The sequence below is a fragment of the Streptosporangiales bacterium genome (genome assembly GCA_009379825.1).
Taxonomy (GTDB): Bacteria; Actinomycetota; Actinomycetes; order Streptosporangiales; family WHST01; genus WHST01.
In genome coordinates, this window is the sequence record WHTA01000004.1 from 11921 (window position 1) to 38539 (window position 26619).

Genomic DNA, 26619 nt, shown 5'->3' on the forward strand with positions numbered 1-26619 from the left:
CAGCTGAACTGGGCAGTGTCGCCTAATGGACGACGGAGCGGTCCCCCAATGTGCTCGAGTGGTGTTTGCGGTCACGGACGCCGACAGGTTCGTGCGGGAGGGTCGCCGCGGCCTGGCCGTCGAGGCGACGCCGACCAAGACGAAGACGAAGACAGCGACCAGGACGGTGACGGTGCGGCGCCGCCGACGGTCCAGGGATCGTGGCCCGGCGGTTCGACGCTGAGATCGAGTGGCCCGATTTCAACGGGTATACGGATGCCGGGCTCCGGCTGGAGCACATGCAGTACTCGACGCATCGGGTTGTGTCGGAGGCGGTGATTTCGGTCGCCGTGGGTTGTTGGGTGGGTGCGCAGAGGGGGTGTCCTTGGCTGGTTGGCCGGAGCGGCCCCTCGCGGGTGGGGGTGTCGGCAGGATTAGCGCGTCCCCTGTCGAGGCAATGCCGGCGGCTCCTCACGGCGCCGTCGGTGGCGGCTGGGAGCCGCCGGGCTGGCTGAGAGGTTGCGCTTGATCGTCGTTGGCATTGTGTTGCTCGCCGGTGCTGTCCTGCTGGCCGTCATGGCCTGGCGCGCGCGCCGGAGGTTTGCGGTCATGGTCGGCGCCGAGACGCACACCGTCGGTGACCTGACGGCAATGCGGGACGCGGCGACGCAGGCGGCCGGGCCTGGCACCTTCAGGTACAAGTGCGAGGTGGTGGGCGCTACGCAGCCGCACCCCAACGGCACCCTCCAGGCGCAGATGAGCGGTACCGAGTGCGTCTGGCACCGGCACGTGGTCACGCACAAGTACTGGGTCATGGAGCGGGACAGCAAGGGCCGCAGGCGGCGGCGGAACCGGTCGGAAGTCGTCGCCCAGCATGCGCCCGAGATGCACTTCGGCGTCCGCGACGACACGGGCGTGGTCGCGATCGACCCGAACGACAGCAAGCCGGACGCGCCGGAGAAGGTGCTCGAGCGGTTCGAGAAGGGCCGCAAGCGGCAGGGCAGGCAGCTGCAGATCGGCGGCTTCAAGCTCGACCTCGGCTCCGGTCACGGCAACACCATCGGCTACAAGTACGAGGAGTGGGTGCTGCGGCCGGGCAGCCACCTGTACGTCCTCGGCGAGGTGGTCGACCAGGGCGGCGCGCTGGTGATGACCAAGCCGGACGACGGGCCGTACATCGTCTCCACCCGCAACGAGCAGCAGCTGCTGTCCTCGGAGACCAAGAAGCAACGCTGGTTCGGCATCGCCGCCGCGGCCGCCGGCGTTGTCGGGGCGGTCGTGGCGGCGGTCTCCTTCTTCGTCTGACGGGAGTCAGACGACAAGTGTCGGTCGCGGGCGGTTAGATTTGCCGCGATGACCTCGAGACGGAACGCTGCGATGACCGTGGCAAAGACCGTGGTGAAACGGTCGCTGCTCGGTCTGTTCTGCACGCAGTTGACCGTTGCCGCCACGCTGACCGGCGTCCATCACTGGCGTAAACGGTTCCGCCCGAAGTTCGTGCAGTTCCCACAGACCGAGCCGGCCGAGTTCCCCGTCGGCGACTCCAAGGTCGCCGTCTTTACGTACGGTGAGCACCTCTACGACGACATGCTGCGGGCCATCCGCAGCGCCCGCGAGACGATCTACTTCGAGTCGTTCATCTGGAAGGGTGACGACGTCGGCCTGCAGTTCAAGCAGGCGCTGATTGACGCCGCCGACCGTGGCGTGCAGGTGTACGTGATCTACGACGGGTTCGCGAACCTCGTCGTACCCCCCTCGTTCAAGCGGTTCCCGCCGTCACTGCACGTGCTGGAGTACCCGGTCGCCAACTCCGGGATGCTGGTCAGCATCAGGCGCTGGGGCCGGGACCACCGCAAGATCCTCGTCGTGGACGGCGAGATCGCGTACGTCGGCGGGTACAACGTGGGCAGCCTGTACGCGACCAAATGGCGAGACACGCACCTGAAGATCACCGGCCCGTCGGCCTGGGACCTGCAGAACGCGTTCATCGACTTCTGGAACATGCACCGCACCCGGCGACAGCCGGTGCTCCGCGACGGCGGCGTGACCGTCTGGGAAGCGCGGATCAGGATCTACCGGAACGTGCCGCGCCAGCTGATGTTCCCCATCCGGGGGATGTACCTGGAGGCGATCGACCGGGCGCAGCACCACGTCTACCTCACCCAGGCCTACTTCATCCCCGACAGGGAGATCCTGACCGCCCTGCTCGCCGCCGCCCGCCGTGGCGTGGACGTGCGGATCCTCATGCCCGAGGTGTCGAACCACGTCCTCGCGGACTGGCTGTCCCGCGGGTTCTACTCGGCGCTGCTCAAGGGCGGGGTGAAGCTGCTGCTCTACCAGAACGCCATGGTGCACGCGAAGACCGGCACGATCGACGGCAAGTGGACGACGATCGGCACCGCCAACGTCGACCGGCTCAGCCTCACCGGCAACTACGAGATCAACATGGAGATCCTCGACGAAGGCCTCGCCAGGCACATGGCCCACGTGTTCGAGATCGACAGCAGGAACGCGCGTGAGTTGGGCATCGGCGAATGGCGGCGGCGCTCGATGGTCGCGAAGTTCAGCGAGAAGGTGCTCTCTCCCCTGCGTCCGCTGCTGTGACGTCGACCGACCGGAAGGACCCTCCATGCACTACGACCTGCTGATCGTCGGCACCGGATCGGGCAACTCGATCCTGGACGACCGGTTCGCCGACTGGAAGGTCGCCCTGGTCGAACGCGGCGTGTTCGGCGGCACCTGCCTGAACGTCGGGTGCATCCCGACGAAGATGTTCGTCTACGCGGCGGACGTCGCCGCGACACCGGCGAAGGCGGCGCAGTACGGGGTGGACGAGGCCCTGCTCGGCGTCCGCTGGCCGGACATCAGGGACCGGATCTTCGGCCGCATCGACCCGATCGCCGCCGGCGGCGAGGAGTACCGGGAGACGCACGAGGACAACAGGAACGTCGCCGTCTACCGCGGCGACGCCCGCTTCACGGGGTACAAGGAGCTGGCCGTCACCCCGGTCGCCGGTGGCCAGGAGCAGGTCGTCACCGCGGACCAGATCGTGCTGGCCGCCGGCGGGCGGCCGGTGCTGCCGGACGTACGCGGCCTGGCCGACGTGCCGTACCACACCAGCGACACGATCATGCGGGTGCCGGAGCTGCCGCGGCGGCTCACCATCCTCGGCAGCGGGTACATCGCCGCGGAGTTCGCGCACATCTTCGGGGCGCTGGGCGTCGACGTGACGGTCATCGCGCGGTCCGGGGCCCTGCTGCGCAGCCATGACGCGGACGTCGCGGCGCGGTTCACCGAGCTCGCCGCCGCGCGGTGGGACGTCCGGCTGAACCGGCAGACCACGCGTGCGGAGACCATCCCCGGCGGTGTGCGGCTGGTGCTCGACGGGCCGGACGGCACGGAGACCGTGGACGGCGACACGCTGCTCGTCGCGACCGGCCGCCGGCCGAACACCGACCAGCTGACCGTCGCGGAGACGCAGCTGTCGACTGAGGACGACGGGCGGCTGGTCGTCGACGAGTACCAGCGCACGCCCGTGGACGGCATCTGGGCGCTGGGCGACATCTCCTCGCCGTGGCAGCTCAAGCACGTCGCGAACCACGAACAGCGGGTCGTCCAGTACAACCTGCTGCACCCGCAGGCGCCGGTCGCGGCGGACCACCGGTTCGTGCCGCACGCGGTGTTCAGCTCACCGCAGGTCGCGGCCGTCGGGCTGACCGAGCAGCAGGCCGAGGGCGTACGGTACGTGAGCTCCACCCAGGACTACGCGGGCATCGCGTACGGCTGGGCGATGGAGGACACGACGGGGTTCGCGAAGCTGCTCGCCGACCCGGCCACCGGGCAGCTGCTCGGTGCGCACATCATCGGTCCGCAGGCGTCGACGCTCATCCAGCCGTTGATCCAGGCGATGAGCTTCGGCCTGTCGGCGACGGACATGGCGCGCGGGCAGTACTGGATCCACCCGTCCATGCCGGAGCTGGTGGAGAACGCGCTGCTCGGTCTGCCGCTCGAGCACCGTCCCGTTTGATAGATCGTTGTCGATAGAATCGGGGACATGACCGACGCTGCCGCCGCACAGAGCCTGCCGGCCGATACCGCGGACACGTACGCCGAGTGGTTCGCCTGCCTGGCCGACCCGACCCGCGTGCGGCTGTTGCACGCGGTGGCGACGGCACCCGGCGGTACGACGGTCGGCGTGCTGGCCGGCGTCCTCGGCATCAGCCAGGCGACCTGCTCGCACCACCTGCGCAAGCTCGCGGACGTCGGCTTCGTGCTGCTCGACAAGGAGGGGACGAGTACCAGGATCACCATCAACGGTGCCTGCTGTACCGGGCTGCCGCACGCCGCCGACGTGGTGATGGGGGCTCTGTCCACGCAGCCGTGCTGCCCGACCGACCTGCCCGCGGACGTGGCCGTACGGCCGCTCGCCGATGCGGACTGGCCGGCGGTGCGGGAGATCTACGCGGAGGGCATCGCCACCGGCAACGCCACCTTCGAGACCGAGGTGCCACCCCGGCCGGCGCTGGACGCGAAGTGGCTGCGCGAGCACCGGTGGGTGGCCGAGGCGGACGGGGCGGTTGCCGGCTGGGCGGCGCTGACCCCCGTCTCCGCCCGCGGCTGCTACGCGGGCGTGGCGGAGACCTCGGTCTACGTGGCCGGTGGGTTCCGAGGGCGCGGCGTGGGCAAGGCGCTCGTCCACCGGCAGGTGACCGCCGCCGACGACGCGGGATTCTGGACGCTGCAGACGGCGATCTTCCCGGAGAACAGGGCGAGCCTCGCGCTGCACCGGGCCGCGGGTTTCCGGACCATCGGTGTGCGGGAGCGTATCGCCATGCTGGCGGGCCGTTGGCGCGACACGGTGTTTATGGAACGACGCAGCGCGGCCGTCAGCTGATTATCGTACGGGCGGATATTAGCGAATTACGCGGCCGCTTGGTGAGCGTTATCCGGATCACCAAGCGGCCGCTTCAGGACAACCGTGGCCGCACTAGGCCACGGTGATTATCAGCCGAGGCCCTTGGCCTGCGCGCCGCTGGCCAGCATGGCCCGGAGCGTGACCGGGCCGACGATGCCGTCCACGCCGATCTCCTTGCGCTCCTGGAAGCGCTCCACGGCGTCCTCGGTGCCCGCGCCGTAGATGCCGTCGACGGTGAGTTCCTCGCCGCCCAGGACGTTCAGCGAGTGCTGGATGCCGCGGACGATGTCCTTGCGCCCGTCACCGGCCTTCACCTCGCCGACGTCGTTACGCAGCTCGTTCCACACCTCGGCGTCGATGGTGCCGTCCTCGGGCAGGTTCTTCGCCGCCTCGTACCTCTTGACGGCCTCGGTGAGCTCGGGGCCGAAGTCGGCGCCCTCGTAGGTCTCCGGGTCACACCCCTGGTGGTAGTCGAAGTAGTCGAGGAAGCAGGCCGCAGCCGCGACCCGGTACCCGTGGTCGCCCTCTTCGAGCGTCACCCAGGGCGAACCCTCGACGATCCGTACCGTTCGCTTCGAGGTGTCCGTGCCATCGGCGTGCGCGGCCGTCATGCCGGGCCCGACGGCGAGCGCGAGGCCAGCGGTAAGCGCGGCACCGGTGGTGGCGACGGTCAATGCAATCCGGCGGACGTTCGTCATTTCTTATCCCCCATCGGGTTTCGTGTGAGCTTTACCCAAAACGACGACAGTCCCCTGGCAATGGTTTACGAAGCCGCAGAAAAAATTTATGCGGCCAGCCCGGCAACGAAATGGGCCTCTTTATCTGCGCGCGGACGCATAACTCTCGGCGTCGGTTTACCCCGCCTACGCAGCGTCACCGGCCTATCGTGTGGGCATGGCGAAGGGGCAGATCGTGGAGGCAGCCGGTCGACAGGTGACCGTGACCAATCCGGACAAGGTGATCTTTCCGGATCGCGGTCACACGAAGCTCGACCTGGTCCGCTATTACCTCGCGGTCGCGGACGGCGCCCTACGCGGCGTGGCGGGCCGCCCGATGGTGTTGAAGCGGTTCGTGAAGGGCATCACCGAGGAGGCCTTCTTCCAGAAGCGCGCGCCGGCGAACCGTCCTGACTGGGTGGACGTGGCGGAGCTGCGGTACGCGTCCGGGCGGTCGGCCGAGGAGGCGGTCATCGGCGACGCGGCCGGGTTGGCCTGGGCGGTGAACCTGGGGTGCGTCGACCTCAACCCGCACCCGGTGCTCGCCAGCGACCTGGAGCACCCCGACGAGCTGCGCATCGACCTGGATCCGGTGCCCGGGGTGGACTGGCGGCAGATCGTCGAGGTCGCGATGGTCGTCCGGGAGGTGCTGGCCGACCACGGGCTGACCGGCTGGCCGAAGACGTCCGGGTCGCGCGGGTTCCACATCTACGCGCGCATCCACCCGCGGTGGACGTTCAAGGACGTACGTCCGGCCGCCGAGACGGTCGCGCGCGAGGTGGAGAACCGTGCGCCTGACCTCGCCACCAGCAAGTGGTGGAAGGAACAACGCTCTAGGGGGTACTCTACGGGGTATGAGTGAGAACGCAACCCCCCTCCGGGCCGCCGTCTACGGACGCGAGTCCGCCGCCAACACCAAGTCCATCAGCGACCAGGTGGCTATCGGGCTCGCCGAAATCACCGACCACGGGTGGACGCACGCCGGCAGCTACGACGACGGGTCGAGCGCGTCCAGGTTCGCCAGGAAGACCCGCGCCGACTGGCAGCGGCTACTCGACGATCTCGCCGCCGACGCGTTCGACGTGCTCGTGCTCTGGGAAACGACCCGTGGCAGCCGCGAACCGATCGGCTGGTTCACCCTCCTCAATCAGTGCCGTGACCAGGGCATACGAATCCATGTCGTCTCCGACGACCGCACCTACGACCCTCGCCGCGCCCGTGATTACAAGGATCTCGCGTCCGCCGGGGTCGACGGGGCATACGAGTCCGACCGGACCAGTGAACGCGTCACGAAGGGTGTTCACAGTGCCGCCGCGGCCGGCCGCCCGCCGATGGGGGTTCCGCCGTACGGGTACACCCGCAGCCGGTGGCAGGAACGCGACGAGACGACCGGCAGACTCGTCTCCGTCGTCGAGCAACGCCCCGACCCCGACACGGCACCGATCGTCGCCGACATCATCGCCAAGGTGGCCGAGTCGCGACCGCTGGCCGCGATCGCACGCGACCTCAACAAGCGGGGCGTGCCCGCGCCCGGTCGAGCTGACGAGTGGACCCGGCAGCGGATTCTCGACCTCGCACGCAACCCCGCGTATGTCGGTCTTCGGGTGCACCGCCGGCAGGGCCGCAACGGCGACCGGAAGCGTCCACAGACGTTCCCCGGCGGCTGGGAACGGCTCGTCGCTGAGGAGACGTTCTACGCCGCGCAGCGGGTGCTGGACGTGCCGAAACGGACGACGACGCGACCCGGCAGCCAGCGGCACCTGCTGTCGCACCTGGCGGCGTGTTGGCGGGGTCACCCGCTGCGGGTGCGGAAGGGCTCGCACTACGTGTGCCAGGCCGGTTGCGTGCAGGTGCAGGTTGCCGGGCTCGACGAGCTGGTCGAGGCCGCCGTGGTCGAGGCGCTCGCCGACCCGGCCGTCTACGGCAGGCTGCGGCAGGCGGGGCAACAGTCGGATCAGGACGTGCGTGCGGCCCGCGATGAGGCGGCGCGGCTGCGGGACCGGCTCGCCGACTACCGGCAGCGCGCCCGGCGCGGCGACGTCGACCCCGACGATTTCGCGGAGATCGCCGACGGGCTGCGGTCGGACATCGCCCGCGCCGACCAGGCGGGCGACCGGGCAGGGCTGCCACCCGCGGTGCGCCCGTTCGTCGAGCCCGGCGCGGACGTCGAGGCGCGATGGGAGGATGCCACGGTGCAGGGCAAACGCGACGTGATCCGGGCACTGTGCGCCGTGACCGTCCGCCCGGCCAGACGCAATTCGAGGATGCCGCTCGACCAGCGTGTCGACATCGAACCACGCTAGAAGCGCGCTAGACTGGCGGGTGGCTGGCAACAGCCGTGCCCCTGGCCGCCGCGTGGAGCGCGGAAAAATCGGGACGGGCAAACCCGAGGGCACTCGGCCTCAGCAGGAGACGCCGCCGGTGGAGCGCGATCCACCCCCGCGACGGACGACCCTAGGCGTCGCACAGCACTTCACTTCTGGAGCTGTGCTATGCCCTACTCCGAAACCGGACTACTCGCCGACCCCGAGTTCCGCACCGAACGCGCCCGTAAGGCTGCCGTGGCATCAAACGGCGCGAAGGGCGTCATCACCCGTTTCCTCGGCAAACTGCCCGAACTCACCGACGAACAGATCGAAACCGTTCGCCGCGCACTGCCACCCGTCGACCGCAACACCGCCGACCACCAGGGCGGGGGGTCGAACGATGCAGCGGCCGCCTGACAAGGGAGAGGGCCGGCCCCCACAGAGACCGGCCCACCAGCTGAGAAGCGACAGCGACGAAGCTCCTGTGAGCATCGTACCTGCCTTCACCATCGCCAGCGTCAACGGCGCGCGACGCACCCGGCAACTGACCATTGCCGCCATGTTGCTCGCCGAGGGCACCATCCCCGAACCCGCCTGGGTCCGCGTGCAGCTCCTCGACCTGCGCGACCTGCTCGAGGCGCAGGAGGTGGCGTGATGGGCGCGGTACAGACCATCCTCGCCGCGCTCGAACACACAGGCGGGAAGGTCATCACCAACGGCACCGGACATAAGGCCCAGTGCCCCGCCCACGACGACCGCAACCCCAGCCTGTCGGTCCGCGGGATCGAGGGGCAGGCGTTGCTGCACTGCCACGCCGGTTGTGACTGGCGTGATGTCCTTGACGCGCTCGCCCTCACCCCGGCGGACCTGTTCGACGACCAGGCCGGTGCCCGCTACGGCTATGACGACGGCCGGATCGTGCACCGCACCCCCGCCAAAGCATTCCGGCAATCAGGGAACACCCATGGCGACGCACAGCTGTACCGGCGGTCCCGAGTCGACGACGCGGTGAAGGCCGGACAGACCGTCTACCTCGTCGAGGGTGAGAAAGACGTCCACGCACTCGAGGCCATCGGCGCGGTCGCGACCACCGCGCCGATGGGCGCGACCAACTGGACGAAAGTCGACCCGTCCCCACTGGCCGGCGCCCACCTCGCCGTCGTACCCGACCGAGATCCGGCCGGTGAGAAGTGGCTCCACGACGTGCTCGACAGCGTCGACGGCAAGGCCGCGTCGGTGTCGGTCTTCACCCCGAAGACAGGCAAGGACGCCGCCGACCACGTCGCCGCGGGCCACGGCCTCAACGACCTCACACCGATCCCGACGCCGACCGAGGTCAGTACGCGTCAGGTTCGGCTCACCCCCGCCTCGACGATCAAGCCTCGACCCGTCCGGTGGCTGTGGGCCGATCGGCTCCCCGCAGGAGAGGTGTGCCTCACTCCCGGCCGCGGCGGCGTCGGGAAGTCCACCTTCCACGCCTGGGTGATCGCGCACCTGACACGAGGCACCCTTCCCGGCGTGCACCAGGGCGAACCAAGGGCGTGCATCATCGCCGCCGTCGAGGACTCCTGGCAGCGCACCATCGTCCCCAGGCTGATCGCCGCCGGTGCCGACCTCGAGCTCGCCTACAGGGCCGACGTCGTCACCGACGAAGGCGCCGAACTGTCCCTCACCCTCCCCGCCGACTGCGACGCGCTCGCCGGCGAGGTCGACCGGGTCGGCGCCGTTCTGTTGTCCCTCGACCCCCTCATGTCCACCATCAACGGCAGCCTGGACACACACAAGGACCGTGACGTCCGACAGGCCCTCGAACCGCTCGCCCGGCTCGCCGACCAGGCCGGGATTACGGTGCTCGGCAACGCGCACTTCAACAAGTCCAGCGGGTCGGACCCGATGAACGCGATCATGGGCTCTGCCGCGTTCGGGAACGTCGTCCGCGCCGCCCTCGGGTTCGCCGCCGACACCGACACCGACGACGGCGGGTGCGTCATCTCCCAGGTGAAGAACAACCTCGGCAAGCTCGACCTCCCATCCCTGCGGTATCGGATCGACGCGGCCGTCCTGCCCACCGACGAGGGACCCGCCGAGGTCGGGCGGCTCGTCATGCTCGGCGAGTCTGACCGGTCGGTCGCCGACATCATGCGCGACCGCGGTGACCAGGGCGACAGGTCCGAGCGAGACGAGGCCGCCGCATGGCTCGTCGACTACCTCGCCGAGCAAGGTGGACAGGCCAAAGCGGGCGAGACGATCAAGGCCGCTGCCGGGCACGGCATCGCCAAGACGACGCTGACGCGAGCCCGGGAACGCGCCGGAGTCATCAGCATGAAGGACGGCATGTCTGGCGGCTGGGTCTGGTCTCTCGGTCCCCGAAGAATCCACGAAGGGACCGAAGAGACCAGTTCCGAGACGGTGGATTCTTCGGTCCCTTCGGTGGATTCTTCGGGCGACCTCGACGTCCCCCAAGGGATCTGCCAGGTCTGCCGTGAGCCGCTCGACCCCGTCCTCGCCGGCCTCGGCGACACCACCCATCCGGGCTGCACACCAGAAAGGACGGCCGCGTGACCATCGCCATCCTGACCGGCTTCGCCATCGGTGTCATCGCGACCGCCACCGTCATCTCGACGGTCGAGCTAGACGACCTGCTGCACGGCACACGGATCGCCGCACAGCCACCCCCCAGCCCCATCACCCCAACAGCAACCCGCACGCGCCCAGCTCGCTCCTGCGGCCTCCCAGAGGGGTGGTGACGCATGACTGACCCGCGCAGAACCTGGGCATGGCGCAAGCTCGCCGCGCAAGTAGTAGCCGAAGAGCCCACCTGCTGGCTACAGCTCGACGGCTGCACTCGGCTGTCCACCACAGGCGACCACATCTACAGCGTGGCCACCCATCCACACCTAGCGCTCACACGCAGCAACATCCGTGGCGCCTGCGCGTCCTGCAACCGGGTACGTGGCGCCTACCCCGTAGGCGCCACACACCAGCCCGACGGCAGCCAAGGCCAACACCCTGGCGCGCTGCGGTTCTTCGAGAGCAGCACCTAGTGGGCACTCAACGGCAAGCCTGTGACCTGCGGTTTCTTTTGAGCCGCCAACTAGCCACGACACGTGTCGTGCCCGACACACTCAGGCCGTTTTTCGTTACCCACCAACCCGGTCGGGTTTGGGGGGATGTACCGCAAACCCCACCAGCCTGGTCGGGTTTGGGGGGACGACAGAGAGAGGGGAGCAAGAGGTGAAGCAACTCAAGGAGCTGGCGGCCGAGCTTGGTAGGCAGCCGGGTGAGTTCGCTGAGGAGCTGGTGGCCCGCGGGATGAGTGTCGTCGTGCCTGGCCACACCGTTGAACAGCTGCGGATTGAGCGCGCGAAGGTGCGGGAAGCCGAGGAGCGGGAGCGGGCCGAGCGGGAACGGGCCGCGCGGGAGCATCGGGAGGCCCGCGCCAGGGCACAGAAGATTCGGCAGGCCAAGACTGACGTCGAGGATTGCGAGGCGTCGTACTGGCATGAGAAGCACTTGAGCGAGTCCGCGGCGTTCGGGACGCAGCGGGAGGCCGCCAGGGAGGCGATGCGGCACTGGGAGGCCGAGTATGTGGCCGCTAAGCGTCGTCTCGCGGAGCTGACCACGACGAAGGAAGAGGAGGCAGTGGCGTGACGGAGCAGGAGCAGTACAACGAGGTGTTCGCCCGGCTGCGCGAGGCCGACCGGGCGCTGCTGCGCGATCACCCGCACCTCGCCGCATTCGTCGACGACGGCGAGGACGATCTGAGGGCTGCGGTCGAGCGGTGGCGTCGAGCCCAAGAGGAAGCGGAGCGGGTACTCGCCGAGCGGGGGCAGGCCGTCCGCGCGCGGATGGTCTCCAGTGAGAACCGGAAGACCACGGCCCTAGCGGGGGGTGATGGCCCGTGACGACGCCACAGATGGAGGACATCGGCGTGGTGTGGAGAGGTGTCGCGGTCCCGTTCGGTGAGGGCGCCCGGGTCCGCGAGCCCAGCGGCGAGATCGTCGAAGAGTACTTCGATGAGCTGTCCATCGCGATCAGTGGGCGCCCGAGGGGCATCCCGCTGCTGCTCGGTCATGATCACCGAGCTGCGCCGGCGGGGACCGTGGACACGAGCGAGATCGTGCCGGGCGTGGGACTGGTCGCCGAGGGCCGGTTGGTCGGTGCCCCCGCCGAGATCGAGGGATGGCGGGCTCGCTGGCAGGCCGACCTGATGACGCGACTGAGCATCGGCTTTTCCCATCGTGGCCGACAGGAGTGGCGCCGGCCGAGACGGCCAGGTGACCCGCCGCGGGTGATCCGAAGAGGCGTGTCCGTCGCCGAGGTCTCGCTTGTCACCTGGCCCGCATATCGGAGTGCGCGGGTGGAGAGTCTGCGGCAGCGCACCGCGCGGTCCGAGAAGTCGCAGGCGTTCATGGAGGAGGCGGCCGCGGAGTGCGCCGCGGTGGACGCGAGGCTGGCGGCACGCCGCAAGTAGACTGAACATCGGCCCCCCGCGGTCTCGCCGGCACGCGGGGGGCCGCTTCCGTGTCGGCGGCTACTCGACGCCGAGCGCCCCCAGTACTTCGGTGGCTCGCTGGCGTCGCTCGGCGAGGAGCTGCCGTTCGTCGTCGATGACGGCGAGCACCCGGCCAAGGACGTGGTGCATCTTGGCGTGTTCGTTGCGCAGCGTCTCCGGTGTCTTGCCGTACAGCCGCGGGTCGATCTCGGCGTGCAGCTCCCGGGCGGTCGCGATGGTGGCATCGCGGTGAAGCTGGTTCAGGTCGGTGGTCACTGCGGGTCTCCGTCCAGCGGGTGTAGGACGCGTTCGACGGCGAAGATCGCGGCCTCTACGTCGGTGATCTTGCGTCGGGTGATCTCCCGCCGCAGCTCGTCGGGTTCGCGGCCGAGCGACAGGAGCAACTTACGCTTCGCCTGCCGTAGCTCGGTCAGGCCCCATTCGATGCGGCGCGCGTCGACGCCGGGAGGTAGGTTGCTGGGCACGGTCTGCCTGCTTTCGTCAGGTTGGCCGAGGTCCCGTCTGGAGCTTCCATCTCCGGGCGGGACCGCTCTGTACAAGAGCACTACTCCTTAGACCGGTGGTGGAAGGAGGAGCGGCAGGGCGTCTTCGTCGACTTCAACCAGAACGCCAAGGACCGCACGGTCGCCTGCGCGTACTCGGTGCGCCCGACCCAGGACGCGCGAGTGTCGACGCCGCTGACCTGGGCCGAGGTGCCCGACTGCCGGCCCGCGGACTTCACCGTGGTGACGGTGCCCGAGCGCTACCGCGCCGGCGGTGACCCGTGGGCCGGGATGGACGCGACGGCGGGGGCGCTCGACGCGCTGCTCGCCCTGGCCGACCGGCTTGGGCCGGCCCCCAAACCGCCGAAGGGGGAGGGGCGCAGGCAGCCGACCCGGCCGCTGATCGAGGTCGCGCGCGCCAAGACCAAGGACGAGGCGATGCAGGGACTGGAGCAGTGGCGCGCCAAGCATCCGTCGGTGGTCGGCTACCTGGAGCCGGCCGACGTACTCGTCGACGGCATGCGCGGGCGCAGCTCGCTGTGGTACCGGATCAGGGTCAACCTGCAGCACGTACCGGAGGAGGAGCGTCCCGAGCAGGACGCGCTCGAAGTGGACTACGACCCGTGGACCAAGTTTTCCCGGCCGGACGAGAATTGAGGCCAAGAAGTGGCCGGAACAGTTCTTAGGCTCGGGGTACCGATACGCACCGACCGAAGGAGCCAGAATGCCGACCCTGGTGGCAGCCGAGACCGACGAGCGCGACGCCCTGCTGAGCTACCTGGAGGCACAACGTGGCGCGGTGCACCGCGCGGGTCTCACCGACGAGCAGGCGAACGCGACGCCGAGCGCGAGCGAGCTGTCCGTCGGCGGCCTGATCAAGCACCTGACCAACGTCGAGTTCAACTGGGTGCAGGTGAACATGGCCGGCCGGACGGACCCGAACCCGCCGAGCGAGGAGAACTGGGCGGACAACTTCCGCCTGGTCGTCGGCGAGACGCTCGCCGACGCGCAGGAGCGCTACCGCCAGGTGGCCGCCGAGACCGAGGCGTTCGTCCAGGCGCTTCCCGACCTCGACCAGATGTACGATCTGCCGAAGGCACCGTGGTTCCCGGACGAGCCGCGGTCGGCGCGCTGGATCCTGCTGACGCTCATCCAGGAGACCGCACGGCACGCCGGACACGCAGACGTAGTCCGCGAGACCCTCGACGGCGCGACCGCCTTCGAACTGATCGCCAAGGAGTCCGGCACCGCAATGCCCTGGCTGGAAAACACCGACTGACAAGCTTCCTCACGCGCCCCGACGCCCGCGCCGATCGCGCGGGCGTCGGCTGCCGCGATGCACCGGCGAATGGGCGGGCCGGCGGAGGGTGCCGAGTAGCGTGCGCGTGTGGCCCGTCGCCCGTGCTACTTGCGGAGGTGTGGCGCGATGCGGTGGCTGGAGAAGGCCGGCTGACGAGCGTCCGCGCACCGTCAAGTGTGCTGGTTGCGGGGGGTGTCGGGTTGCGCGAGGGCGCGGGCCGACGAGTGCGCGTGTGCCCCTGGCCCCGAGCCCCGCGCCGGGTGGTGGCGGGGTTATGCGGCGAGTTGGGATGCCAGTAGCTCGAGGAACGGGCGTTGGCCCTTGACCAGCTTCTCGTGGGCTACGTCCAGGGGGAACCAGGCGACTCGGTCTATTTCGGGGAACTCTTGGCGGGTGCCTGAGCCTCGTGGCCACTCCATGGTGAACGTGCCTGGTACTACCTGCGCCGGGTCCAGGTCGCCTTCGAGGGCCCAGATGCTCACCAGCTTGCCGCTGCCCTGGCGGATCTCGCCCAGGGGCACCGGCTCGCCTTCGGGTACCGGTAGGCCGAGCTCCTCGGTGAACTCACGCCTGGCCGCGGCCAGGGGTGGCTCGTCGGGGTCGTACTCGCCCTTGGGGATCGACCAGCCGCCGGCGTCCTTGTGCGCCCACAGCGGTCCGCCCATGTGTCCGACTAGCACTTCGACGGGGCCGCCCGTGGTCCGGTAGAGCAGGATGCCGGCGCTGCGTTTCTGGTTCACCCGTCCATCCTGCCCGTGCGTGGTCAGTCGTCGATGGCCTGGTACACCGACGGCCAGAAGTCGTCGAAGATGCGGGAAGGGAACATCCGCTGGCTCAGCAGTACGCCGGTCAGCTCCTCGGCCGGGTCGGCCGCCCACGACGTACCGAAACCGCCTTCCCAGCCGAACCGCTCCGGCGTCGCCCCGATGTCGTCGCGGTGCGTCAGCACGGACATGCCGAGGCCCCAGCCGCGGCCGCCGAGGATGACGCCCGCGGTGTCGCGTTGCTCGGCGGTCAGCTGGTCGGTCGCCATCAGCTCGACCGTCGGCCGGGCGAGCAGCCGCCTGCCGCCGTACGTGCCGCCGCTCAACATCAGCTCGGCGAACGCGAGGCAGTCGTCGACGGTGGAGACCAGGTACGCCGCGCCGTTGGCGAACGCGGGCGGCGTCGCCCACTTGCTGTCCGTTGCGCCGTCCATCAGCTCGAGGTCGCCGGTCGCCCAGTTGATCCCGTACGCGGTGGTGAGCCGGTCCAGCTCGCCGACCGGCACGGTGAACCCGGTGTCCGTCATGCCCAACGGGTCGAACAGCCGCTCCCGCAGCACCACGTCGAGCGGCTGGCCGGTCGCGCGTTCGATCAGCACGCTGAGTACGCAGATGCCGGTGTCGTACGTCCACCGGTGACCAGGTTGGTACATCAGCGGCAGCGTGCCGAGCAGGCGCAGCCACTCGTCCGAGTCGTGCGGCATGGCCGGGTCAGGCGGGCCGAAGCCGGCGAGCCCGAGGTCGGCGATCTCCCGCAGGATCGGGTAGTCGTCCGGCGAGGCCAGGATCGTGCCCAGCCCGAACCGCATGGTCAGCAGGTCGCGTACGGTGATCGGCCGCTCGGCCGGCACCGTGTCGTCGAGGTCGGCGTCCAGGCTGCGCAGCACCTGCCGGTCCGCCAGCTAGGGCAGCAACGGGTCGACCGGGTCGTCCAGCCGCAGCGCGCGCTCCTCGACCAGCATCATCGCCACCGCGGCCGTCATCGGCTTGCTCACCGACGTGATCCGGAAGATGCTGTCGCGCCGCAGCGGCGGCCCGCCGAAGTCCATGGCGCCGACGACGTCCACATGCAGCTCGCCGCGGCGCTGCACCGCCGTGATCACCCCAGGTGCGCCGCCGGCGTCGACGTGCGCGGCCATCACGTCGTGCATCCTCGCCAGCCGGTCGCTGGCCAGCCCGCCGCTCATCGGCCGACCGCGTCGAACGCCGGCCGCCTGGTCAGCCAGTCCGACAAGTCGGTTCCTGGCATCACCTCGCGCGGCTCGGCGCCGCGCTCGAACACCCGGGCCGGCCGGACGCCGCCGAGGGTCGCACGGTCGCCGGCGACGCGCAGGTAGCTGCCCTCGCGCAGGCCGAGCACCGCGACGTCGTTCTCCTCGAGGAACTGCAGCAGCCGTTCTTCCCTGGTCTCGCCCATGTGCGTGGACACCGGGTCAGGGTCGACGTAGTGCGGGTTGATCTGGAACGGCACCAGGTCGAGCGCCTCGAACGACGCGGGCTGCACGATCGGCATGTCGTTGGTGGTGCGCAGGCTCGGGCACGCCATGTTCGTGCCGGCACTCGACCCGATGTAGCGCGTGCCCGCGCCGACCGCGGCCCGGATCGCTGCGACCAGGTCAAGCGCCTGCAGCGTCTTGAGCAGCCGGAACGAGTTGCCCCCGCCGACGAAGACCACCTCGGCCGCCCGCACCGCGTCCGCCGGCGACGCCGTGGTGTGCACGCCGGTCACCTGGATGCCGTACGGCCGCAGCGCGGTGGCCACGCTCGCCGTGTACTCGTCGTGCTCGGCCAGTGCGTACGGTACGAACAGCACCCGGCGCTCACCGACGAAGTCGGCGAGCTCGTCCTGGACATGCGCGAACGGGGGCGACCCCGGTGCCCGCGAGTTCGACAGCAGCAGCAGCTCCACGCGGCTCAGGTTAGCCGCAGCGGCGCCCAGTCGATCGCGTCGGTCGTCGTGGGCTCCTCCGGGTAGCGCACGCTGATCACGTTCGGCAGCGTGGCAAGCGCCTCGTCCCTGGTCGCCTCGTCGATGCCCAACGCAGTGCAGGCCGAGTCGATGAGCAGGTCGAACATGCCGTCCTGGCTCAGCCCGTCGGGGTCGAACAGCACGCGCAGCGCGGCCCCGTCGGACAGGCACATCAGGCGGGTGATCAGCAGGTCGGTCGGCGACGTGGGGCGGAACGCCCCGGCGGCCACGCCCTCCTCGATCGTGGTGCGGAACGGCTCTGTCCAGGCGCCGTAGACGTCCTTGGCGTACGTGTTGAGCGTGTCGTGCCTGCTGGCCGCCGACCAGAACTCCACCCAGAACGACCACCGCTTGCCGAACGGAGCCCACCCGGCGACCTGGAACCGCAGCAGCGCGAACAGCCGCTTTACGGGATCGTGCTCGGCCGCCGCGACCACCCGCCAGGTCGCGAGCGTCAGCTCGAGCAGCGAGCTCATCGTGGTCACCACCAGCTCGTCGCGGTGCCTGAAGTAGTGCTGCACCATGCCGAGCGAGACGCCGGCCTCGTCCGCGATGTCCTTCAGCCGCGCCCCGTCGACGCCGTTGCGGCAGATGACCTCGCTGGTGGCGGCGATTATCTGCAGCCGCCGCTGGGCGGCGAGGTCGCCGGGTTCCGTGGTGGCCGGTTCGGCGCGCCCTTGCGTGGCAGTGTCCCTGGGCATGGAGTAATCGTCCTCCTACGGGTGCGGCTGCACGGCCTCAGGGGGTGTTGCGTACGGCCGTTCCATGGACGGAGCCTTCATGCGTATGTCATCTCGCGCCACCGCGGTGGCAGGAGTACTTACCTTGGCGTTCGCGACAGCCTGCGGGGGAGGCTCGGGATCGGACGGCGAGAAGCAGCTCACCTTCACCTCGTACGGCAGTGGCTACCAGAAAGCACAGGCCGCGGCGTGGCTGAAGCCGTGGGCAAAGAAGCGCGGGGTCGAGGTGGTCCAGGACCAGCCGACCGACTACGCGAAGATCAAGACGATGGTCGAGTCCCGGCGGGTGACCTGGGACGTCGTCGACACCGAGCCGTTCTTCCCTGTCGGGAACTGCGGCAAGTACGCGGAGAAGCTCGACTTCGACGTCATCGACAAGTCCAAGTTCCCCAAGGGCACGGTCAGCGACTGTGCCGTGCCGGACGCCATGTACTCGCTGACGCTCGTCTACAAAGAGGACAAGTACAAGTCGGACCCGCCGACGTCGATGGCCGACTTCTTCGACCTCGACAAGTACCCGGGCAAGCGGCTGGCTCCCGGGTTCGCGTCCGGCGGGTCGCTGGAGGCCGCGCTCGTCGGCGACGGGGTGAAGCCCGACAAGCTGTACCCGCTCGACTACGACCGTGCGTTCGACAAGCTCGACACCATCCGCGACCAGACCACGTTCTGGGAGACCTCGGCGGAGAGCCAGCAGGCCCTGGAGGCGAAGCGGGCTGACATGGCACTGGTGTGGTCCGGCCGTGCGTACATGGCGGCGAAGAACGGCGCACCTTACGCGCCGGTGTGGCAGGACAACATGCTCGCGTACGCGGTGCTCATGGTGCCGAAGGGGGCGCCGAACAAGGACCTGGCGATGGACTACATCGCCTACGCGACCAGCGCGAAGCCGCAGGAGGAGCTCGTCGAGCGGCAGCCGTACGCGCCGGTGAACACGGACGCGAGACCGAAGCTCGGTCCGGTCGCGCAGGACTGGAACACCGCGCGGAAGGACATCCAGGACCAGGGCTACTTCCAGGACGTCGGCTGGTGGGGCAGGAACCTCGACCAGGCGACGGAGAAGTGGACGTCGTGGTCGACGGGATGAGGGTGCCATGACGTCGACCGGTCGGCGGGTCGAGCTGCGTTGGCTCGCCCTGCTGGCGCCTGCGGTGCTCGTGCTGGTCGCGCTGTTCGGCTACCCGGTGCTCGCGATCGGCTGGCGGGCGTTCAGCGATCCCGAGCTCGGGCTGGGCAACTTCACCCAGCTGTGGGACGACCCGACGACGCTGCGGGTGCTGGCCAGGACCATCGGCACGGCGTTGGTCGTCACGGTCGGCACGTTGGTGCTCGCGTATCCGTACGCGTACCTGATGACGGTGGTCGGGCCGCGGGCCCGTGGCGTGCTGGTGGCACTGGTGCTGTTGCCGTTCTGGACGAGCCTGATGGCGCGTAACTTCGCGTGGATCGTGGTGCTGCAGGACGGCGGGCCGCTGGTGATGTTCACCTCGGCCATCGGCCTGACCGACCGTGCGCTGCTCGGCACCGCGGCGGGGGTCGCGCTCGGCATGGTGCAGGTGCTGCTGCCGTACATGGTGCTGCCGCTGTACAGCACCATGCGCGGGATCGACCGGCGGCTGCTGGATGCCGGTGGCAGCCTCGGCGCAGCCCGGGTCACCTGTTTCCGGCGGATCTACCTGCCGCTGTCGCTGCCGGGGATCCTCGCCGGCAGCACGCTGGTGTTCGTGCTCAGCCTGGGCTTCTACGTCACGCCGCGGCTGCTCGGCTCGCCGAAGGAGTCGCTGATCGCCCAGGTGATCGGCACGAAGGTGGAGAAACTGCTCGACTTCGGTGGCGCCGGGGCGCTGTCGCTGGTGCTGCTCGCCGTGACGGCGGTGCTGTTGCTCGTCGTCGGCCGGCTGGTGCGGCCGACCGCCATGCTCCGCGGCGAGGAGCGGCCATGACGCGCGTGGGCCTGCGGCTGTGGGCGGTGTTGGTGGGCACGATCCTCGTCGCGCCGACGCTCGTGGTGATCCCGTTGTCGTTCGCCGGCACGCGCAGCTTCGTCTTCCCGCCCGAGGGCTGGTCGCTGCGCTGGTTCGCGAACTTCTTCGCCGATCCCGGCTGGCGTGGGGCGCTGGTGACGTCCCTGCAGATCGCACTCGCGGTGGCTGTGCTCGCGACGGTGCTCGGCACGGCGGCGGCGTTCGCGCTCGACCGCGGCCGGATCCCCGGTACGACGGCCGTCCACGGGGTGCTGCTCGCGCCGATCGTGGTGCCGCAGATCGTGGCGGCCATCGGGGTGTACGCGGCGTTCCTGCAGTGGCGGCTCTCCGGCACCGTCGCCGGGTTCGTGCTCGGGCACACCACGCTCGCCGTGCCGTTCGTCGTGGTGGCCGTGTCGGCGAGCCTGCGCGGGTACGACCGCAGCCTCGACCTGGCGGCCGGCAGTCTCGGCGCGCCGCCGTGGGCGGTGTTCCGCCGGGTGACGCTGCCGATCATCCTCCCCGGCGTGCTGTCCGGTCTGGTGTTCGCGTTCGTCACGTCGCTCGACGAGGTGGTGATGGCGCTCTACCTGCAGAGCCCGACGCTGCAGACGCTGCCGGTGCAGATGTTCAGCAGCGTCACCGTCGAGACCGACCCGACGATCGCGGCTGCCTCCAGCCTGGTGCTCGTCGTGACGACCGCCCTGATCCTGCTGTCCCAACTCCTGCGACGCGGAAAGAGCACATCATGACCGAGGAGAGCCGCCGCGGCGCTCCGGTGCGGCTGACCGAGCTGACCAAGGACTACGGTGCGGGGTCGCCGGCCGTCGACCGGGTGTCGCTGGACATCGCCGCGGGTGAGTTCATGACGCTGCTCGGCCCGTCCGGTTCCGGCAAGACGACGACGCTGAACCTGGTCGCCGGGTTCGTGTCGGCTACCGGCGGGCGGATCGAGATCGACGGCCGGGACGTGGCGAAGCTGCCGCCGCACAAGCGGGAGCTCGGCGTGGTGTTCCAGCACTACGCCCTGTTCCCGCACATGACCGTCGCGAAGAACATCGCCTTCCCCCTGGAGCAGCGCAGGCTGGGCAAGCAGGAGATCGCGAGGCGGGTCGAGGCGGCGTTGCGGCTGGTGCAGCTGGACGGGTTCGAGGACCGGCTGCCCGGCCAGCTCTCCGGCGGGCAGCAGCAGCGCGTCGCGTTCGCCCGCGCCACGGCGTTCGACCCGCCGGTGCTGCTGATGGACGAGCCGCTCGGCGCCCTGGACCGCAAGCTGCGCGAGCAGCTGCAGGGCGAGATCACCAGGATCCACCGGGAGCTCGGCAGCACGTTCGTGTTCGTCACGCACGACCAGGACGAGGCGCTCGCGCTGTCGGACCGGATCGCGGTGTTCAACGGCGGCGTCGTCGAGCAGGTGGGTACCGCGGAGGAGCTCTACGAGCGGCCGGCGACCCTGTTCGTCGCCGGGTTCCTCGGCGACTCCAACGTGCTCCGCGGCCGGTACGCCGCGCCGGCCGGCTGTCGTGCGACGGTTACGAGCTGCGCGTCGACACCGACAACGACCTGCCCGCGGGCAGCGGCGCCGCGGCGGTGGTGCGTCCGGAACGGGCCAGCCTGCTCGACGCCGACGCCGCGGTGCCCGACGGGCACAACGCGGTCGAGGGCACCGTCGCCGACATCACGTACTTCGGTTCGCACCGCAAGGTCGGTGTGCTCGCCGGCGAGCTGCGCCTCACGGTGCGCGAGCCGGCGGGAGCCGAGACGGTGGCCGCGGCCGGCGGTGCGGTGCGGGTGGTGTGGCCGGTCGAACGCAGCGTGCTCGTGCCCGACTCGACCGAACCGGCGACTCAGGTGCCGGTGTCGGTGTGATCGCAGTCCCCCGTGTCAGGAGGTGCCAGTTGTCCCAAGCCGTGACCGCGCCGCGTCCGATGGTCGTGCCGCTGTCGAGCGTCCCCGTGACGCCGGCCGCCGAGGCCGTTACCCAGGTTCGGATAGCCAGGGCCATCACCAAGGAACGCTGTGGTTCCAACCTGCTGCTCGGTGCGGCGTGGATGGACCCGGGCGAGCAGGCGAACACCTGGTCGTCACGCGCCGACGACGACATGCCCGACGACGGCCACTGGTACGGGCCGGTCGACGAGACGTACTACATCGTGACCGGCGCGCTGCGGCTGACCTGGGACGAAGGGACGTTCGAGCTGACCGGTGGCGACTGCGTCTACCTCGCGCCCGGATGGACGTACCACCTGGAGAACACCGGCGACGAGCCCGCGTTCTTCGTGTACTCGATGACGCCGACCCCGGAGTGACCCGATGACCATCGACGTGTTCTGGGACGCCAGGGTGCTCGAGCACGACACCGGCTTCGGCTGCTGGGAGGCGCGGCCGTCGGACCTGCTCGCGGAACAGGAACGGCACCCGGAGAACGCGGTGCGGGTGCGCAACATGAAAGCCGTGCTCGAGCGCGGGCCGGTCGCGGACGCCATCCGTTGGCGACCCGGCCGGCTAGCGACCGAGGACGAGCTGGCGACCGTGCACGACCGGGCGTACATCGACTCCATCAGGCAGCTCTGCGCGGACGGGGGTGGCAGGCTGACCAGCACCACGTGTGTGTCTGCAGGCTCGTGGCAGCCGCTCGCCGCGGCGGGCACCTGCCTCGCCGCCGCCGACGCGGTGCTCGACGGCTCGGCGACCACGGCGTACGCGCTCGTGCGGCCGCCCGGCCACCACGCCCAGCCCGCGCAGGCGGACGGGTACTGCGCCTTCTCGCACCCGGCGCTCGTCGCGCAGCGCGCACGCGACCGGGGCGTGGAGCGGGTAGCGATCGTGGACTGGGACGTGCACCACGGCAACGGCACCCAGGAGTGCTTCTACGACCGCGGGGACGTGCTCACCATCTCGATGCACATGGCGCACGGCGCCTGGGGGCCTTCGCACCCGCAGACCGGCGCGCCCGACGAGCTCGGCACCGGCGACGGCGCCGGCCACAACGTGAACGTGGAGCTGCCCGTGGGCGCCGGCGACAAGGCGTACGCCGACGCGTTCGAACGGGTGGTCATACCGTTGCTGCGACAGTACTCCCCCGACCTGGTCGTGGCGGCTTCCGGACAGGACGCGTCCACGTTCGACGCCAACGGGCAGCACAACGTCACGATGGCCGGGTTCCACCGGATCGGCACGCTGCTCGGCGAGCTGGCCGGCGGGCGGTTGGTGCTCACCCAGGAAGGTGGCTACGCGCGTTCCTACGCGGCGTACTGCCTGCACGCCACCGTGGAGGGACTGCTCGGCCGGCCGATGGCGCTTGCCGACCCGCTCGCCTACGTCCCCGACGACACCGCGCGCGGGGACGCCGCCATCGACCGGGTGTGGGACGCACTCGCACCGTACTGGACACGTTGAAGGGAAGCGATGGAACTAGCGTTCAGCCTGCCGACCTACCACGACCGGCTCGCCCGGGTCCGTGCCCGGATGGCCGAGCAGCAGCTCGCCGGCCTCGTGCTCACCATGCCGGACGTGGTGCACTGGCTCACCGGCGTCAACTCGGTGGGCTACCTGTGGCTGCAGGCGTTGGTGGTCACGCCGGACGACCTGGTGTACGTCACACGTACAACGGAGGAACCCGGTGTGCGGGCGTGCTCGTGGGTGTCTTCGGTGCGGGTGTACGACATCGCGGTGGAAGAACCGGTCGAGGTGCTCGCGGAGACCGTGCGTAGGCAGGGCGTCGACCGGGTTCGGGTGGGCATCGAGCTGCAGGCCTTCACCCTGGTGCCCGGCGACTGGGACCGGCTGCGCACCGTGCTCCCCCACGTCGACTGGTCCGACGCGTCGCTGCTGGTGCCCGAGGAGCGGCTGGTGAAGTCGCCGGCGGAGATCGCGTACCAACGGCAGGCGGCGCAGCTGGCCGACTACGCGATGGAGCAGGTGTTCGCGGCGATCCGGCCCGGCGTCTCGGAGACCGAGCTGGCCGGCGTCGCGAGCAAGGCGCTCGGCGAGGCCGGTAGCGAGTTCGCGGCGATCCCGCTGGGCGGCCAGCGGCCGCAACGGCGGGTTCGTCTCCGCCAGCCTGACGCACGGGCTGGGCAACGGCGCGTCCCGGTGGCCGGACGAGCTGGCCACGCTGGAGCGGCTCGGGCTGGCGAACCTGGACGCCATGGAGCGCACCGTCCGCGAGTACGGCATCGACTGTTCGTTCGAACGGACGGGCAAGCTGGCGGTGGTCACAGCACCGCACCAGGTGGACGAGCTGCGGCAGCTCAGCGAGCTGGCGGCACGGCACGGCCGCACGATCGACTTCCTCGACCGGCCGGCGACGCGCGCCATGCTCGACTCGCCGACCTTCCTCGCCGGCGTGTACGACCGGGACGGCTACGCCCTCGTCGACCCGGCCAAGCTGGCGTGGGGACTGCGGGAGGTGTGCCTGCGGCTCGGTGTGCGGCTGTACGAGCGCACGCACGTACGAACGGTCGACCAGGAGCGTGCCGGCGTCACCGTACGTACGGCACGGGGCCGGGCCTCCGCCCGGCGGCTGGTGCTGGCGACGAACGCGTTCCGGCCGCTGCTGCGGCGGCTGGCGCCGTACACCGTGCCGGTGTACGACTACGCGCTCGCCACCGAGCCGCTGCCCGCCGACGCCCTGGCCGCCGTCGGCTGGTCGGCGCGGCAGGCGATGAGCGACAGCGGCAACCAGTTCCACTACTACCGCCGCACTCCCGACGACCGGATCCTGTGGGGCGGTTACGACGCCGTCTACCACTACGGCAGCAAGCTGAGGCCGCGGCTGGACCGGCGCCCCGCCACGTTCACCAAGCTTGCGGCCCAGTTCGCGGAGACCTTCCCGCAGCTCGCCGGCACGCGGTTCACCCATGCCTGGGGCGGCGCCATCGACACCTGCACCAGGTTCACGGCGTTCTTCGGCACCGCCCACGGCGGACGTACCGCGTACGCGCTCGGCTTCACCGGCCTCGGCGTGGCCGCGACCAGGTTCGCCGCCGACGTCATGCTCGACCTGCTCACCGGGCACGACACCGAGCGCACCCGGCTGGCCATGGTCCGCTCGAAGCCGGTGCCGTTCCCACCGGAGCCGGTGCGGTACCTCGGCATCCAGGCGACCCGCCGCTCACTGGCGGCCGAGGACGCCACCGGCCGCCGCAACCTCTGGCTGCGCACCCTCGACCGCGTGGGTATGGGCTTCGACTCCTAGCGGCCGACGGCGTAGCCCTGCATCCCGCGGGGGTTCGCCGCCGCGTGGAGCGTGCCGTTGTCCGGGCGGCGGGCTACGGCGCAGAGCCGGCCGAGGGACCAGTCGCCGGCGCGTTCGATCAGGTGGCCGCGTGCCGTCAGGTCGGCGATGACGTCGTCGCCGAGGCGGTCCTCGACGAGCAGGACGCCGGGGCGGGCCTCGTGCGGGTAGAACGAGCTCGGGAAGTGCACGCTGTGGAACGCGGGCGCGTCGATCGCCGCCTGCAGGTCCGCGCCGCCGAGCAGGTGGTGCAGCAGCAGGCCGAGCTGCCACTGGTCCTGCTGGTCGCCGCCGGGTGAGCCGAACGCGAGCACCGGCTCGTCGTCGCGCATCACCAGGGTCGGGGACAGCGTGGTGCGCGACCGCTTCCCTGGCGCCAGTGTGTTCGGCAGGCCCTCGTCCAGCCAGGCCATCTGCAGCCTGGTGCCGAGGCAGAAGCCGAGCTCGGGGATCACCGGCGACGAGTGCAGCCAGCCGCCGCTCGGCATGGCGGCGACCATGTTTCCCCAGCGGTCGACGACGTCCACGTGCACGGTGTCCGACCGTGCGGTGCCGTCGGCACGCGGCGCCGCGGCGTTCGGCTCGCCGATGCTGCCGTCCGCGGCCACCTCGCCCGCCGCGAACGTCGGCAGCCGCGGAGTGCGGCCGTCCGGCGATCCGGGGCGCAGCGAGTGAGACGCCTCGGCGCCGAGCAACGCACGGCGCTCGGACGCGTAACCGGCGGACAGCAGCGTCGCCAGCGGGACGTCGGACGTGTCGCCGTACCACGCGTCGCGGTCGGCGAACGCGAGCTTCGCGCCCTCCACGACCGTATGCACGTAGTCGGCGCTGCCCGGCGTGACGTCGATGCCCTGCAGCAGGGCGAGCTGCTGTAGCAGCACCGGGCCCTGGCTCCATGCGCCCGCCTTGTACACCCGGTGCCCGGCGAACTCGACGCTCACCGGCTCCTCGTACGTCGGTCGCCAGCCGGCGAGGTCGTCGGTGGTGAGCAGACCCGCGTGGTCGCGGCCGCTGGAGTCGCGCCAGGCGGACGTGGCGAACTTCGCCATCGCCGCCGCCACGAAACCCTCGCTCCAGGAACGGATGGCGGCCTCGATGCCGGCCTCCCGCCCGGCCCCGACCGCACCCTCCGCCTCGACCAGCCGTTCGTACGTGTCGGCAAGCGCGGGGTTGCGGAACACCTGCCCGGCCTTCGGCAGCCCGCTGCCGGGCAGGTAGAGGTCGGCGGAGGTACGCCAGTGCTCACGGAACAGCTGCTCGACGTTGGCGATGTACTCGACCAGCTTCGGCGTCAGCGGGTAGCCGTTGCGGGCGTAGCCGATGGCGTAGGAAATGACGTCGGTCAGCCGCATCGTGCCGTGGTCGCGCAGCAGCGTGAGCCAGCCGACGGTGGCGCCGGGGATCGCGGCGGCGAGCAGGCCGGAGCCCGGCACCATGTCGAGGCCGCGGTCGCGGAACGCCTGTACGGTCGCGGCCGCGGGAGCCGGGCCCTGCGCGCACAACACCGTCGGACGGCGGTCGCCGGCGCGGGCGAAGAGCGCGGGGAGGTCGCCGCCAGGTCCGTTCTGGTGCGGTTCGACGACCTGCAGCACGAAGCCCGCGGCCACGACGGCGTCGAACGCGTTGCCGCCGCGCTCCAGCACGGCCATCCCGGCCGACGCCGGCAGCCAGTGGGTGGACGACACCATGCCGAACGTGCCGGCCAGCTCCGGACGGGTGGTGAAGGTCATCG

General features: G+C 70.3%; 24 protein-coding genes and 6 pseudogenes. 22 read left to right on the plus strand and 8 right to left on the minus strand.

Translation table 11 applies throughout. The features are described 5' to 3' along the window. Positions 1-504: 504 nt before the first annotated feature. From GEV07_03030 to GEV07_03045, 4 genes are all read left to right on the plus strand, one after another. Positions 505-1284, plus strand: coding sequence for a hypothetical protein (locus tag GEV07_03030; protein MQA01733.1), 780 nt, complete (start codon positions 505-507; stop codon positions 1282-1284). A 72-nt stretch (positions 1285-1356) separates the two neighbouring features. After that, a complete protein-coding gene (locus tag GEV07_03035) occupies positions 1357-2583 on the plus strand; it encodes a phosphatidylserine/phosphatidylglycerophosphate/cardiolipin synthase family protein (GenBank protein ID MQA01734.1) in 1227 nt (408 codons plus the stop codon). 25 nt (positions 2584-2608) lie between these two features. Beyond that, complete coding sequence (locus GEV07_03040) at positions 2609-4006, plus strand: mycothione reductase (protein MQA01735.1); 1398 nt, start codon at positions 2609-2611, stop codon at positions 4004-4006. Positions 4007-4033: 27 nt separating this feature from the next. After that, entirely contained in the window at positions 4034-4873 is an 840-nt protein-coding gene (locus GEV07_03045) for a GNAT family N-acetyltransferase (GenBank protein MQA01736.1), read from the plus strand. Positions 4874-4983: 110 nt separating this feature from the next. Here GEV07_03045 and GEV07_03050 read toward each other — a convergent pair whose 3' ends face one another. Continuing rightward, complete coding sequence (locus GEV07_03050; GenBank protein MQA01737.1) at positions 4984-5592, minus strand: hypothetical protein; 609 nt, start codon at positions 5590-5592, stop codon at positions 4984-4986. 196 nt (positions 5593-5788) lie between these two features. Here GEV07_03050 and GEV07_03055 point away from each other — a divergent pair. The 8 genes and pseudogenes from GEV07_03055 to GEV07_03090 all read left to right on the plus strand — a co-directional run bounded on the left by GEV07_03055 (position 5789) and on the right by GEV07_03090 (position 12390). Further along, positions 5789-6442 (plus strand): annotated as a pseudogene (locus GEV07_03055) (DNA polymerase domain-containing protein). A gap of 22 nt (positions 6443-6464) precedes the next feature. Beyond that, the gene (locus GEV07_03060) at positions 6465-7913 is read left to right on the plus strand and encodes a hypothetical protein (GenBank protein MQA01738.1); all 1449 of its coding nucleotides are present in this window, start codon (positions 6465-6467) and stop codon (positions 7911-7913) included. Positions 7914-8102: 189 nt separating this feature from the next. Further along, complete coding sequence (locus tag GEV07_03065; GenBank protein MQA01739.1) at positions 8103-8333, plus strand: hypothetical protein; 231 nt, start codon at positions 8103-8105, stop codon at positions 8331-8333. 237 nt (positions 8334-8570) lie between these two features. Then, the gene (locus GEV07_03070) at positions 8571-10478 is read left to right on the plus strand and encodes an AAA family ATPase (GenBank protein ID MQA01740.1); all 1908 of its coding nucleotides are present in this window, start codon (positions 8571-8573) and stop codon (positions 10476-10478) included. After that, positions 10475-10663, plus strand: coding sequence for a hypothetical protein (locus tag GEV07_03075; GenBank protein ID MQA01741.1), 189 nt, complete (start codon positions 10475-10477; stop codon positions 10661-10663). Before GEV07_03070 ends, GEV07_03075 begins: the two co-directional genes overlap by 4 nt. 487 nt (positions 10664-11150) lie before the next feature. After that, a complete protein-coding gene (locus GEV07_03080; protein MQA01742.1) occupies positions 11151-11567 on the plus strand; it encodes a hypothetical protein in 417 nt (138 codons plus the stop codon). Further along, the gene (locus tag GEV07_03085; GenBank protein ID MQA01743.1) at positions 11564-11821 is read left to right on the plus strand and encodes a hypothetical protein; all 258 of its coding nucleotides are present in this window, start codon (positions 11564-11566) and stop codon (positions 11819-11821) included. Before GEV07_03080 ends, GEV07_03085 begins: the two co-directional genes overlap by 4 nt. Beyond that, a complete protein-coding gene (locus GEV07_03090; GenBank protein ID MQA01744.1) occupies positions 11818-12390 on the plus strand; it encodes a hypothetical protein in 573 nt (190 codons plus the stop codon). The genes GEV07_03085 and GEV07_03090 overlap by 4 nt, the downstream gene beginning before the upstream one ends. Before the next feature lie 60 nt (positions 12391-12450). Here GEV07_03090 and GEV07_03095 read toward each other — a convergent pair whose 3' ends face one another. Together GEV07_03095 and GEV07_03100 are read right to left on the minus strand one after the other, a co-directional pair. Further along, the gene (locus GEV07_03095; protein ID MQA01745.1) at positions 12451-12687 is read right to left on the minus strand and encodes a hypothetical protein; all 237 of its coding nucleotides are present in this window, start codon (positions 12685-12687) and stop codon (positions 12451-12453) included. Beyond that, the gene (locus GEV07_03100; protein ID MQA01746.1) at positions 12684-12896 is read right to left on the minus strand and encodes a hypothetical protein; all 213 of its coding nucleotides are present in this window, start codon (positions 12894-12896) and stop codon (positions 12684-12686) included. Before GEV07_03100 ends, GEV07_03095 begins: the two co-directional genes overlap by 4 nt. 93 nt (positions 12897-12989) lie before the next feature. Between GEV07_03100 and GEV07_03105 the strand changes: the two are divergent. Continuing rightward, a pseudogene (locus GEV07_03105) lies at positions 12990-13571 on the plus strand (DNA polymerase domain-containing protein). A 67-nt stretch (positions 13572-13638) separates the two neighbouring features. After that, positions 13639-14193, plus strand: a complete 555-nt coding sequence (locus GEV07_03110) for a DUF664 domain-containing protein (protein MQA01747.1) — start codon at positions 13639-13641, stop codon at positions 14191-14193. 293 nt (positions 14194-14486) lie between these two features. On the opposite strand, the gene GEV07_03115 is transcribed toward GEV07_03110, so the two are convergent. The 4 genes and pseudogenes from GEV07_03115 to GEV07_03130 form a co-directional block, all read right to left on the minus strand. Then, complete coding sequence (locus GEV07_03115) at positions 14487-14954, minus strand: NUDIX domain-containing protein (GenBank protein ID MQA01748.1); 468 nt, start codon at positions 14952-14954, stop codon at positions 14487-14489. 23 nt (positions 14955-14977) lie between these two features. Then, positions 14978-16165: pseudogene (locus GEV07_03120) on the minus strand (serine hydrolase). Next, positions 16162-16887 (minus strand): dipeptidase PepE, encoded by a 726-nt coding sequence (gene pepE, locus GEV07_03125; protein ID MQA01749.1) that lies wholly within the window; start codon positions 16885-16887, stop codon positions 16162-16164. The pseudogene GEV07_03120 and the gene pepE overlap by 4 nt, the downstream one beginning before the upstream one ends. A gap of 5 nt (positions 16888-16892) precedes the next feature. Further along, positions 16893-17648 carry a TetR family transcriptional regulator gene (locus GEV07_03130; GenBank protein MQA01750.1) on the minus strand — a complete coding sequence of 252 codons (756 nt, stop codon included), beginning with the start codon at positions 17646-17648 and terminating at the stop codon, positions 16893-16895. Positions 17649-17712: 64 nt separating this feature from the next. Between GEV07_03130 and GEV07_03135 the strand changes: the two genes are divergently transcribed. From GEV07_03135 to GEV07_03170, 8 genes and pseudogenes are all read left to right on the plus strand, one after another. Next, entirely contained in the window at positions 17713-18771 is a 1059-nt protein-coding gene (locus tag GEV07_03135) for an extracellular solute-binding protein (GenBank protein MQA01751.1), read from the plus strand. A 7-nt stretch (positions 18772-18778) separates the two neighbouring features. Next, positions 18779-19627, plus strand: a complete 849-nt coding sequence (locus tag GEV07_03140; protein ID MQA01752.1) for an ABC transporter permease subunit — start codon at positions 18779-18781, stop codon at positions 19625-19627. Continuing rightward, positions 19624-20400, plus strand: a complete 777-nt coding sequence (locus tag GEV07_03145; GenBank protein MQA01753.1) for an ABC transporter permease subunit — start codon at positions 19624-19626, stop codon at positions 20398-20400. Before GEV07_03140 ends, GEV07_03145 begins: the two co-directional genes overlap by 4 nt. Next, a pseudogene (locus tag GEV07_03150) lies at positions 20397-21517 on the plus strand (ATP-binding cassette domain-containing protein). Before GEV07_03145 ends, GEV07_03150 begins: the two are co-directional and overlap by 4 nt. A gap of 29 nt (positions 21518-21546) precedes the next feature. Next, positions 21547-21957 (plus strand): cupin domain-containing protein, encoded by a 411-nt coding sequence (locus tag GEV07_03155; protein ID MQA01754.1) that lies wholly within the window; start codon positions 21547-21549, stop codon positions 21955-21957. A 4-nt stretch (positions 21958-21961) separates the two neighbouring features. Further along, positions 21962-23047, plus strand: a complete 1086-nt coding sequence (locus tag GEV07_03160; protein ID MQA01755.1) for a hypothetical protein — start codon at positions 21962-21964, stop codon at positions 23045-23047. A 9-nt stretch (positions 23048-23056) separates the two neighbouring features. Further along, a pseudogene (locus tag GEV07_03165) lies at positions 23057-23503 on the plus strand (aminopeptidase P family protein). 166 nt (positions 23504-23669) lie between these two features. Then, positions 23670-24848: pseudogene (locus tag GEV07_03170) on the plus strand (FAD-dependent oxidoreductase). Here GEV07_03170 and GEV07_03175 read toward each other — a convergent pair. Next, entirely contained in the window at positions 24845-26617 is a 1773-nt protein-coding gene (locus GEV07_03175) for a gamma-glutamyltransferase family protein (protein ID MQA01756.1), read from the minus strand. The pseudogene GEV07_03170 and the gene GEV07_03175 sit on opposite strands and share 4 nt — an antisense overlap. Positions 26618-26619 lie beyond the last annotated feature (2 nt).